Origin of the sequence: Ferruginibacter sp., assembly GCF_028288465.1 — a bacterium.
Classification (GTDB): domain Bacteria; phylum Bacteroidota; class Bacteroidia; order Chitinophagales; family Chitinophagaceae; genus Ferruginibacter.
Map to the genome: position 1 here is coordinate 117806 of NZ_JAQBNR010000002.1, position 11716 is coordinate 129521.

Here is an 11716-nt window from a genome sequence, read left to right on the forward strand (position 1 = left end):
TGCCATTAGGCGTTAGGACGTGTTATTATTTTTTGCCGTTGATGCGTTTTATTATTTTACCAGCTGAAGTACATAGCACAGCATCGTTGTGTCACTCACTTGTACTGTTTCAGCTTTTTTGAACTTTTATTATGTTTTGCAGTCGCGGTCGGCACCGAAGGTCAGACGGCATTTTATTCTCTTTCAATAAACAGTCTGACCCGCGGTGCCAGCCGTTGCAAAATAGACAAGCGGTCTGACCTTCGGTACCGACCGCTTGTCTATTTTGACAGCACCTCAATATCTGTTACCTGTGTTGGAAACCATACCGTCATTTCACCCTTGCCGCGGTTGGCCCAGCTGTAATAAGGTATTGCCATAAAAGGTTGTTTTACGGTAGCAATATTTTCACTGCTGTTGATGACAATTGCCGGTACATCTGATTTTAACACCATTACACCATTCAATAATTCAGGTTTAAATTCTGTTGTAAATGCGGCACTATTTGGCATGATGATATTGCCTGCTTTTCCATTGTTGTCTTTCCATTCTGCACAATACATCAGCGGACCACGTTGCAATGCTACCTTACCAATATCTTCTTTTAGTTTTTCATTGGCTACTACTCTTCTTACTTCCATCGGCAGGTTTACTTCTACCTTATCATTCTTTTTCCAGGTTCTTTTGATGGTGGCGTAACCGTTTGTGATTGTATAATCTACCACAGCGCCGTTTACTTTTATTACCGGCTTTTCGGCAGACTCGCCCTGAAACTGGTATAGTGTTGAAGGCACGGCTTTGTTTTGTGCCCATCCCGGAATACGTACCAGCAAATTGAATGCTGCTGCTGCTTTTGGGTTAATAGTAAAAGTCAAACCACCATCCCACGGGTAATTATTTGTTTGAACTACCTGCACCGGTTTGTTGCGAACAGACAAATCAGCACTGCTGTTAATGAATAAATTGATGTATAAATTATCTTCATTTACTGCATACATATAACCTGGTATAGAAGGTATTAAACGGGCCAGGTTAGTCGGGCAGCAGGAGCATTCGAACCAGCCGGAACGGGTGGCTTCCAGCTGCGGAAATGTGAAGCTGTTCCTGATCTGCATGGCATTGGTATAAAAGAAAGATTTTCCATCCAAACCAACGCCGGAAATCAAACCATTGTACAAAGATTTTTCCAGTATGTCCATGTATTTTGAATCACCGTGTAGTAAGAACATCCTGTAGTTCCAATACACCAAAGCGATGGCAGCGCAGGTTTCATTGTAGGCAGTAGCATTGGGCAATTCATAATTGCCCCCGTATCTTTCACCATCGCCAACAGCACCTACACTTCCCTGTACATACATTTTTTTGTCTACTACATTATTCCATATTTTATCAATGGCTCTAAGTAAACTATCATCACCGGTTAATGCGGCGATGTCTGCCACTGCACTATATAAATACCCTGCACGTACGGCATGTCCTTCTGCTTCTTCCTGGTCAACTACCGGAGTGTTGTCCTGCCAGTAAGAACCGTTTTTCCATTCATCTTTACTGGTAGAATCATAGCCTTTGTAATGGCCGCGTTCTTCAATAAAAAATTTAGCGGTGTTTAAATATTCTTTTTTGCCGGTAAGGCGATATAATTTCACCAAACCCATTTCAACAATTTCATGTCCTGGTGCAACATGTAATTTACCCGGACCAAAAACACTGCAAACGAGGTCTGCATTTTTGATGGCGATGTCGAACAGGTTTCTTTTTTTAGTAGCCATAAAATGAGCTGCAGCTGCTTCATACAAATGACCGGAGTTGTATAACTCATGACTCAGCTCTCTTTCTTTTTCCCATCTTTCTTTACCAGACCAGGCATGTGGATGCGAGGGATCGATGGTACGTGCAGTGTACAGGTAGCCATCGGGCTCCTGTGCTTTACCGATAATAACAATCAGCGAATCCAGGTATGCGGCGAGCTTTGGATCAGGATGCGTAGCCAGTGAAAAAGAGGCACCTTCCAGTGTTTTATAAATATCGGTATCATCAAAAGGAAAGGTAGTACAGAACTTGCCGCTTTTTTGGGCAGCCATTACAAAGTTCTTTACACGACCGGTGCTTTCGCAACGTGCAAAAGAAGCAGGAATGGTAACAGTTCTGTTGATTTCAATTCTTGGTAACCAAAAATTGTCAGACAGTCTTACCTGTGTAAAAGGCACGGCCTGTATGGGATAATCTTTCTGCTGGGCGAACAGGTAACCCGGAGAAATCATTAATAAAAGGAGGATCTTTTTCATATGCTTTTCGTTTATTAAATGTAGGAATCGTTTAAATTTTGAATGGCTGATATCTCCTTCCTATTGCCCGTAATAACTGTCCGGCCCGTGTTTGCGCTCGAAATGTTTTTTAATCAATGCGTCTTTTAGCTTCGGCGCTTTCGGATTGATCTGTTCTGTCAGCAAGGCCATTTGGGCAATGCATTCGAGTACGGCACTGTTGTACACAGCTTTCTCCGGCGTTTTACCCCAGGTGAATGGCGCATGATTTCCTACCAGTATCATTTCTATATCTTCATAACTCAGCCCCTTGTCTTTTAATTCGTTCATTATCTGGAAACCGGTTTCATACTCATAATTTCCCTTGATCATTTCATCATTCATCGGTGGTGCGCAAGGAATGTCAACCGTGTTATGATCGGCATGCGTGGTACCAAAAATAGGTATGCAGCGCTGGCTTTGCGCCCAGGCTGTTGCGTAGGTAGAATGGGTATGAACAATGCCACCGGTATTAGCCCAATGTTTATACAATACAGCATGCGTTTGTGTATCAGACGAAGGACGTAAATCGCCCTGTACCGTTTTACCTTCAAAATCAACAATCACCATTTTATCAGGTGATAAATCTTCATATGGTACACCGCTTGGTTTGATGGCAAAAACGCCGAGGCTTCTGTCTGCAGCACTTACGTTACCAAATGTAAATAAAACCAATCCCAGTTTCGGCAATTGCATGTTGGCATCGTAAGCCGATTGTTGTATTGCAAGATATTTGCTCATGTTGCTTTTTTATTATTCAGAATGCCCTGCCCGAAAAAGTGCCCAAAGTTATTTCAATCGCTTAAAGCAGTTAGCCGGTTCAAATCATTCGTTATTCATTTTTAATCATTCAACCTGCGGTCAATGCATTTTGATGAATGCTATTCGTGTTCGTTGTTGCTCAAAGTTTTTAATGTACAAGAGTGCGACGCCAATGAAGCATCATTGAAAAACAACTGCCCGGTACAAAAAATATTGCCAAAATTTGAAAACGACTTCGCACTCAGTAATTATCAATTATCCTTTAATAAATTATCCATTCGATTCAATAAACTTTCCCAACTGTTGATATTTTGCAAAACGCTTTTTATAAATTTCCACTTTTGTCTTATCAGGAAAATATTCTGTATCAAAGCCCTGGCCCATGGCAATCATTGCTTCTTCTACTTTACTATAAATGCCGGCAGCAGTGGCCGCAAACATAGCGGCACCCAATGCACAGGTTTGTTCTGATTTATGAATGCGGATGGGCATATCCATTACGTCGGCCATCATCTGCATAATGAAAGGTGACTTTTTTGCCACACCGCCAATGCCGATCAAACCCTTTACTGGTACGCCTTCATCATTAAAACGATCTACAATTGCTTTTGCTCCAAAGCAGGTAGCTTCTGCAATAGCCCTGAAAATTCTTGGTGCATCTGTTCCAAGATTCAAACCGGAAAGAGCTCCTTTCAGCAACTGGTTGGCATCCGGCGTACGGCGGCCGTTCAACCAGTCGATGGCCAGTTCATTGTTCTCTTCCAAAGGAATTAAACTGGCTTGCTTGCTTAATTCAGCAATGATATTATTGGTGGCTTCTTCAATTAATTTGGCGGATGTATCGGCATCGATGAGGGCAGATTGTGGCAACAACTTTTGTAGCGGCCATGCCAGGATATTTTTAAACCAGGCGTACGCATCGCCAAAGGCTGACTGGCCAGCTTCCATGCCCATCATGCCGGGAATAACCGAGCCGGGCACCTGTCCGCAAATTCCTTTAATCAGTTTTCCTTCCACTTCAATCATTGGTGCTACCAGCATATCGCAGGTAGAAGTGCCCATTACTTTGCTGAGGTGATAGGCTTCAATTTGTCCGCCTACCGCACCCATGTGCGCATCGAATGCACCCACACCAATTACCACGTCTGTTGACAGCCCTAGTTTATCTGCCCATGCTTTTGAAAGATGTCCAACTGATTCATCAGCTGTATGCGTATCTGTAAATAATTTCTGAGTGAATCCTTTTAACATCGGATCAAGTGAGGTAAAAAATTTATCGGGAGGCAACCCGTTGAAATCTGCACTCCACAGGGCTTTGTGGCCTGCACTGCATACGCCGCGTTTCATTTGTGTTGCGTCTGTTCCGCCCGATAATAAGAACGGCACCCAGTCGCAATGCTCTACCCATGAGTGTGTTGCTGCGGCAACTTCACTATCCACACGAAGTATGTGCAACAGCTTTGCCCAAAACCATTCAGACGAATATATACCACCAACAAATTGCAGGTAATTGATAGCAAATTTTTTGGCGTGTTCATTTATTTCCGCTGCTTCACCGGTGCCGGTATGGTCTTTCCACAATACAAACATGGCATTGGGATTTTCCTGGAATTCCGGGAGCATGGCCAGTGGCGTTCCGGTACTGTCAACCGCTACCGGTGTTGAGCCGGTGGTATCAACCGAGATGGCCTTTACCTTGGCTGCAATTTCAGGTCCGGCCTGTTGCAGGCAACTTTTGATGGTATACTCCAGTCCTTCTACATAATCGAGCGGATGCTGACGAAACTGGTTGAGGGAAGCGTTGCAATACATACCATTTTTCCAGCGGGGATAATAAAAAACGGCGGCGGCAATTTCGGTTCCGTTAGCAGCGTTAACGAGGATAGATCGAACGGAATCTGTTCCATAATCTACTCCTATTACATATTGATCGTTCATAAGTGGCAGCAATATTAGATCACAAATATATTATTATTTGTTAGGTTGACAATTATTTTTTTGCAACTTTTATTGCATGTTTTATTTTTTGTTGCAAAGCGAATTTTGTTGTCTTCAAATTAAAACAGCAGTGGCGTTATTTAAACGCCCGGGCAGCCAACAATTTAATGCAATCATTTTTACAAATTACTCTTTAAAAATACAACGGTGGTATTGTTTGATTATAATTGTCTTTTTTATCGTTTTGTGTTTAATTCCGCTAACTTTATTGCTACCTTTTTATTAACCTTAATACCACCTTACACAATACTTATGGCACAAGCAGTTCCTTCCCAACGTTTGTATTCTTTAGATGCCCTCCGTGGCTTCGATATGTTCTGGATCATGGGCGCAGAAGAAATTTTTCACGCCCTTGCAAAGGCTACCGGGTCTCCTTTCTGGGGTGGCATTGCAGAGGAATTAACACACCCGGCATGGGATGGCTTTCATTTTTACGACCTGATATTTCCATTGTTTTTATTTATGGCCGGTGTAGCTACTCCTTTTTCCGTTGGCCGCGAACTGGAAAAAGGCAAGAGCAGAAATGCGTTGCTGCTGCGGGTAATTAAAAGAGGTTTGGTACTGGTATTGCTGGGTATCATCTACAACAACGGGCTGCATTTAAGACCATTTGCAGATATCCGTTTCGGCAGTGTGTTGGGCCGCATCGGCATTGCTTACATGTTCGCTAATATTATTTATTTATTTACCAAACAAAGAGCCCAGATTGTATGGTTCATTTCCATATTGATCGGTTACTGGCTTTTACTAAAGTTTAATTCGGCGCCGGGCCACCCGAGAGGTGATTTGAGTATGGAAGGTAATTTTGCGTCCTACATCGACCGGCATTTAATACCAGGCAGGTTATATCTTGGCATTCATGATCCTGAAGGATTGGTTTCTGCTATACCAGCCATCAGCACGGGTTTACTGGGTATTATGGCGGGTAACTTTTTAAAAGGCAGTAGTTTTAGCGGTCAGAAAAAATCCTTGTACCTGTTTGCAGCCGGCGTAATCTCTATTATCCTGGCACATGTCTGGAACCTGGATTTTCCCATCAATAAAAATTTATGGTCAAGTTCGTTTGTACTGAATGTAGGCGGTTACAGCCTTTGTTTATTGGGCATCTTTTACTACGTCATTGATGTGCTGGGGTATAAAAAATGGGCCTTCTTTTTTAAAGTGATTGGCATGAATTCCATCCTTATCTATTTGTCAGGTGAATTCATTAACTGGACTTACACCACCAACGGATTTTTTCAGTGGCTCGGGCAATTGGTTGGGAACCCCTATAATGCAGTAGTAATGGCCATTTGCTATGTGCTGGTGAAATGGGCGTTCTTATATTTTATGTATAAAAAGAATGTTTTTTTACGGGTATAATGCAGGTGATTGAATGAAATATTGATTGCTGTAATAAAGTCTTTTACAAAAAACAGATTGCTAAATATTGTTGTATGAAAACAATACAATTTGCCAGGGCCGTCAGTATTGCCCTGGTGATACTTGCTCTTGCTTCATTTCAAGAAGTCATCACTGTTAAATCGTATGGTCCAAAAGCGCTGTTAGTTGAAGCTCCTACAATTTATTTTAATTCCTTTGTTGACTGCAATATGGCAGAGGCCTGGATTGGAGATACCTTTCGCATTTTTCCCGGTAAGTATGGAGAAGACCCTTTGTGGGGAAATGCACGTGAACTAAAATTTGCAGATGGCAAAAATTCGTCGGAAGCTTTCAATAGTAAGGCAGGTGATTTTACAGAGCCGGTGATGCCGGTAAATGTATTGCCAACTGAAAATGGCTTGCACGGAGCGGTTTGGTTTGAAACAGTATATCAAAGCAAAACAGACCCCAGTGGCAAAACATTGTATGCCGTTTATCACAATGAAAATTATCCTGAAACAAATCCATATAATGCAGCCACCGGGCAGGGTTATAAAAAAGAGCACTGGCCGGAAGGAATTAAGGAGCCTGGTTCATCCGCAGCCGTTTGCAGAATTGGCATCATGAAATCGGTGGATGGCGGCAGAAGCTGGGCCAACAAGGGCATATTCATAGAAGATCTGCAGCCAAGAATGATCCTGCAAAAGAATAACACCTCCAATACATTTGCCGGCGGCACTGGTGATCCGTCAGCGGTAGCCAGCGGCAATTATCTCTATCTTTTTTACGGGGAATATGGTTATCCCGGAACATACACAGAAGGTGGTTACAGTGCAGAAAAAGAACGAAGCGGTCAGTGCATCAGCATGGCCCGGATCGCTTTGGCTGATTTGGATAATCCCGTTGGCAAGGCGAGACGTTGGGATGGCAAAGGCTTTACTGCGCCACATGACGGAACCGGTAAACCTGTTGCTGCTTTACAAATACCAGCAAACCAAGGAGGCGGCCCTACTTCTGCACCTGCTTCAAAATATTACTGGGGACCATCCGTAAGCTGGAACAGCTATCTCAATTGTTGGGTGATGTTAATGGCAAAAGCAGAAGGCCCTTCCTGGAAAGGTAGCAGTATCTACATTTCCTACAACAAAAATACAGACCTGGGCAAAGATGCCAATGCCCAGCAATGGTCTAAACCGGTTTTGCTGGTTGATAAACCTGGCCATACACTATGGTATCCATCGCTGCAACCAACCGATTCGCCGGAAGACATTGCCAATAAAAATACATGTTTAAAACTGGGACAAAAGGCGAGGCTATTTTTTAAAGATTCATACGGAGATAAAAGTGATTATGCATCTGAATTCATGGTGGCGTTTGAACGGTAAAAATCTAAAAATGGCCGGTATTATAACCGGCCATTGCCATTAACAATTCTCGAAAAATCTATAATTTTTCACTTCAAAATAGGTCTATGGCGTTGCTGCCACCGCCGCATCAGCAGTAATAAATCCGCTGCCAGCTGCATCTGCTCCCCATGTTGTGGTAACAAAACTACCGTCTGGCTGGCGCACATTTCTACTGCCCGGCGGCATTGGTATTGCTGCGTTTTGTAAAATCGTTTCGGCTTCTGCTGCAGCTAAGGACGACTTTTTCTGCGCCATCAAAGCTACAATGCCAGCCACATGCGGAGTAGCCATGGATGTACCGGAAAGATAATAATACGATATCTGCCCGCTGTTCACCTGGAAGGGACCTACTTCCCAAACACCGGGTGCGGTTACGTCCAGGTCCTGCCCTGCTTTTTGCCTGCTTGAAAAATCCGCGATATAAAAATCATTGATGTTTGTTGGATCGGCTACATTACCGGAATACCACCAGGCAGGTGCAGACCACTGCCCAAGCCAGCCCGCTGCCGCAACACTTATTACCGGCTGATAAGCACCGGGGTATCCCATTCCGGCAGTTCCTTCATTACCTGCGGCAGCTACAACTATCACGCCCTTACTGATGGCATAATCGATAGCCGCTTTTTCCAACGCATCCAGATCAGGACCACCCAAACTCATATTGAGTACAACAGGTGCGTTCTGAAGGGCACCCACTTTTAAATCAGCCATATACAAAATGCCTTCAGCAATTACGGATGACCAGCCACTGCCATTTTGGTTTAACACTTTTACCGGGATAATGGTGGACTTTGGAGCAACGCCATTAAAATAAACAGAGCCCAGTTGAAAACCAATAATGGTGCTGGTTACATGTCCGCCATGTGTACTTTGATCATGTTCCCATTTGTTTGGTTGTTCAGATACATTGCCATTTTCACCACCGCCGCCGCCAAAAGACTTTGCATATTGTACGGCAATCCTTTCCTGCGGAAAATATTGCCGCCACGAATCAGGTAAGCCCGTATCCAAAACGCCTACATATACGCCGGTACCATCCTGCGCAATGGTGCGACCTATGCCTGGTTCCGTAACATTTACCGCATCTAGGTTCCAGGTGCTGCCCCCACCTGTAAAATCTGTCACAGCGACTGCATCAACCGGCGATCCTTTGCGTTCTGCATCGGGATTCGCCGCAGTTACATAAGGCAATTTTCTTATGATGGCGAGGTTGTCCGATGTGGTGTTCATCGTTAGTGCATTGATGTCAGTGAACTGCTTCAGTACATTTCCATACAAATTTAATTCTGTAACAATTTTCTTTGTAATGGGTGTACTTAGTAATATATTAATGCCTTTGTTACCGTTAAAAAAAGTTTGCTGCAATGTACTGGCATCTGCACTTGCTGCGGTCTGTAAATCCTGCGCAGATTTGTTACAACCCGTAAAAACAAATGCAAAAAAAGAAAGTAAAAAAGATGTGATAACAGCGCGGGTATTCTTATACCGATGGCCATTCAACAATATTCCTGTTGGCTTACTTAAAAGTGATTTCATCCTGCTTGATTTTAAATGTGTGAACAATAACTGATCCCTCTATCAAATTACACATAAGAATAATGGAATCAAATTAAAGCCCTTATAATTTTTCAACATTTAAAATTATCCTGGCAGAATTTGTTAACGAAGGCCCAATGCCTCAATATAACTTTTGTTTATAATGGTGTGCTGAAATTTGCAATTGTTTAAAAATCCTTCCAGCGCCATTTTTATTTCGGCGGCATTGGTAGGTCTGTTCTTTCTTACGTCGCCAAAATCGCTCCTGGTAGTGTCGGCAAATTGTATTACCTGCTCATAATGTGGTGGCATGTTGAAGGTAACAAATCCACGTGCATTGTCTAATTTTTTATAAGGCCAGTAATGCCAGCCGATATTGTTTTTTTCCAGTGTGTTCTTAAAACCCCTTACCCAGCCATCCGTATTTTCACCGGTTTCGCCGCAATAAATGGGCACATTGTATTTATTTCGAAAGTCAATATAGTCTTGTATTACAGCCGTGGTACTATCTGTCCAGTATTTATGAAAAGTGTACACCAGTTTACTGTCAAAGGGCTGCCCGAATATTTTAAAATTTGAATCCCACTGCGATCCACCCAGGAACAGGATATGATTTTTATCCACTTCGCGGATGGCTTTGGTGATTTCTTTGTACAGGGGTTCCAGCATTGGATTGAAACGAGCTGTGTCTGCAAAATGAGGGATTGGCTCGTTCAGCAGATCATAGCCCATTACCGTCGTTTCATTTTTGTAACGGGCTGCAATTTTTTTCCAGATCGATATCGTTAATGCCCGGCTGGCTTTGCTTTCAAACAAAAAAGGATAGGCATAACTGTCGTCGATATTATCTCCGGTTTGCCCGCCCGGTGCACAGTGCATATCCAGCAATACATACAGCCCCTCTTTTTTACACCAGCCAATTACTTTATCCAGCAACGCAAAGCCACGGGCTTCGCCTTCGCCACCCATATAATCTTCTGTAGTAAACAAGCGGTAATTAAAAGGCACCCGGATAGAATTGATACCCGTGCTTTTTAACCAGTGTATATCGGCTGCGGTGATGTAATTATCAAGGTATTTTTTCCAGAAAATATTGGTTTCCTCCGGACCAATCAGTTCCAGCAACATTTCGTTAATGAGTCTTGCCGAACTGGTCTTGGTAAACTTAAACATGTAGCCCTCCGGTACCAGCCAGTTACCTAGATTGGTGCCACGAATCAGGAAAGGTTTGCCATCCACACCAATGATTTCTTTGCCTCTGGTGTTGATGAATTTTTGTTGTGCAGCAAGGTTGGTAACGATTAACAGGCAGAGTAAAAGGAAGATGTTTTTCATACTTTTTTATTACACTAATTATAACTGATTACACGAATTGAATACAGGATCAGAGTTACTTTTCACTACTTACACGACTCATCACTTTTTAAATAATAAGATTTGTAATTTTTTGATTTGGGATCCAAGCAACCTTTGAGGTTTAGAATTTTAATATTCCTGAAATCAACCGGCTGACCTTCACTTTGTAGGGCTATAAAACCTTCAGTGAGCAATGTACCATCCTTTTTAATACGCGGATCATAGTTGTGTACCACCCCGCCGCCAATTTGTGGTTTGGAATATTGCAATACGGTATCGCCGTTGATGATATGGGTGATCAGCGAATCACCTAGCACAATGATTTCTCCTTTTACCCATTGGTCACCTTCGTAGGTTTTGGAAGTGGAATTGATACAATGGCGGTCATCTATTTTACCATTAAAGATTACATCCGTGCCGGGTGAACACATATTTCCTGTTGGTCGTGGTTTACCATCCCCTAACCCGCCGAGTATCTGGAACTCAATAGAGATGGGCCAGTCCTGCTCCTTGGGCATCGTTTTGGGATCCTGTGAATGAAACATTACACCACTATTCCTGATGGTGTAATCCGGTGCGTCTTTTCTCCATTCGCCTACTAATCGGTATTCAAATACCAGGTGATAATAAGAGAAAGGTGTTTTGTAATAAAGGTGCCCAAACTGTTCGTTGAATTGATCATATTTGTCATATCGCACTTTCACCATGCCATCTTCTACCCTAAAAGTATTGCCATAATTATCGCCGGTTTCGTGGTGGTTTATTTTAGGCACCCAGTCTTTAATGTCTTTTCCGTTGAAGAGGGTTTGCCATTCTTCTTTGCCAGCTTTACGCTGGGCGAAGGCTGGTATTGTCAATAACGATATTAAAATTATTGAAAGGCACTTTGAGATGTGGTTGCTGACTTGCATCGTTGGTTTGTTTTAAGTGAATTTTTTGTTTCGGTTTTTCAACTGTATTTACCGAAGTGTTGCTCAAGATAAATCAAATTGTAATCTTAAAATACACTCTTTT

General features: G+C 42.8%; 8 protein-coding genes. 2 read left to right on the forward strand and 6 right to left on the reverse strand.

What is annotated here, in order from left to right:
- Positions 1-260: 260 nt before the first annotated feature.
- The 3 genes from JWR61_RS01775 to JWR61_RS01785 all read right to left on the reverse strand — a co-directional run bounded on the left by JWR61_RS01775 (position 261) and on the right by JWR61_RS01785 (position 4982).
- Positions 261-2264, reverse strand: a complete 2004-nt coding sequence (locus JWR61_RS01775; RefSeq protein WP_301926145.1) for a glycoside hydrolase family 127 protein — start codon at positions 2262-2264, stop codon at positions 261-263.
- Positions 2265-2324: 60 nt separating this feature from the next.
- A complete protein-coding gene (locus JWR61_RS01780) occupies positions 2325-3023 on the reverse strand; it encodes an L-ribulose-5-phosphate 4-epimerase (RefSeq protein WP_301926146.1) in 699 nt (232 codons plus the stop codon).
- Positions 3024-3314: 291 nt separating this feature from the next.
- Positions 3315-4982 carry a ribulokinase gene (locus tag JWR61_RS01785; protein ID WP_301926147.1) on the reverse strand — a complete coding sequence of 556 codons (1668 nt, stop codon included), beginning with the start codon at positions 4980-4982 and terminating at the stop codon, positions 3315-3317.
- 312 nt (positions 4983-5294) lie between these two features.
- Between JWR61_RS01785 and JWR61_RS01790 the strand changes: the two genes are divergently transcribed.
- Together JWR61_RS01790 and JWR61_RS01795 are read left to right on the forward strand one after the other, a co-directional pair.
- The gene (locus JWR61_RS01790) at positions 5295-6404 is read left to right on the forward strand and encodes an acyltransferase family protein (protein WP_301926148.1); all 1110 of its coding nucleotides are present in this window, start codon (positions 5295-5297) and stop codon (positions 6402-6404) included.
- A 74-nt stretch (positions 6405-6478) separates the two neighbouring features.
- The gene (locus tag JWR61_RS01795) at positions 6479-7789 is read left to right on the forward strand and encodes a hypothetical protein (RefSeq protein ID WP_301926149.1); all 1311 of its coding nucleotides are present in this window, start codon (positions 6479-6481) and stop codon (positions 7787-7789) included.
- A gap of 84 nt (positions 7790-7873) precedes the next feature.
- Here JWR61_RS01795 and JWR61_RS01800 read toward each other — a convergent pair whose 3' ends face one another.
- The 3 genes from JWR61_RS01800 to JWR61_RS01810 all read right to left on the reverse strand — a co-directional run bounded on the left by JWR61_RS01800 (position 7874) and on the right by JWR61_RS01810 (position 11559).
- Positions 7874-9346, reverse strand: coding sequence for a S8 family serine peptidase (locus JWR61_RS01800; RefSeq protein ID WP_301926150.1), 1473 nt, complete (start codon positions 9344-9346; stop codon positions 7874-7876).
- A gap of 123 nt (positions 9347-9469) precedes the next feature.
- Positions 9470-10681: a glycoside hydrolase family 5 protein gene (locus JWR61_RS01805; protein ID WP_301926151.1), complete on the reverse strand. Its 1212-nt coding sequence runs from the start codon at positions 10679-10681 to the stop codon at positions 9470-9472.
- Between the two features lie 65 nt (positions 10682-10746).
- The gene (locus tag JWR61_RS01810) at positions 10747-11559 is read right to left on the reverse strand and encodes a DUF1080 domain-containing protein (RefSeq protein WP_301926152.1); all 813 of its coding nucleotides are present in this window, start codon (positions 11557-11559) and stop codon (positions 10747-10749) included.
- Positions 11560-11716 lie beyond the last annotated feature (157 nt).

Bases quoted from the DNA above. Each gene is read 5' to 3' on its own strand.
- JWR61_RS01775 (WP_301926145.1), bottom strand. From the start codon at position 2,264: ATGAAAAAGATCCTCCTTTTATTAATGATTTCTCCGGGTTACCTGTTC.
- JWR61_RS01780 (WP_301926146.1), bottom strand. From the start codon at position 3,023: ATGAGCAAATATCTTGCAATACAACAATCGGCTTACGATGCCAACATG.
- JWR61_RS01785 (WP_301926147.1), bottom strand. From the start codon at position 4,982: ATGAACGATCAATATGTAATAGGAGTAGATTATGGAACAGATTCCGTT.
- JWR61_RS01790 (WP_301926148.1), top strand. From the start codon at position 5,295: ATGGCACAAGCAGTTCCTTCCCAACGTTTGTATTCTTTAGATGCCCTC.
- JWR61_RS01795 (WP_301926149.1), top strand. From the start codon at position 6,479: ATGAAAACAATACAATTTGCCAGGGCCGTCAGTATTGCCCTGGTGATA.
- JWR61_RS01800 (WP_301926150.1), bottom strand. From the start codon at position 9,346: ATGAAATCACTTTTAAGTAAGCCAACAGGAATATTGTTGAATGGCCAT.
- JWR61_RS01805 (WP_301926151.1), bottom strand. From the start codon at position 10,681: ATGAAAAACATCTTCCTTTTACTCTGCCTGTTAATCGTTACCAACCTT.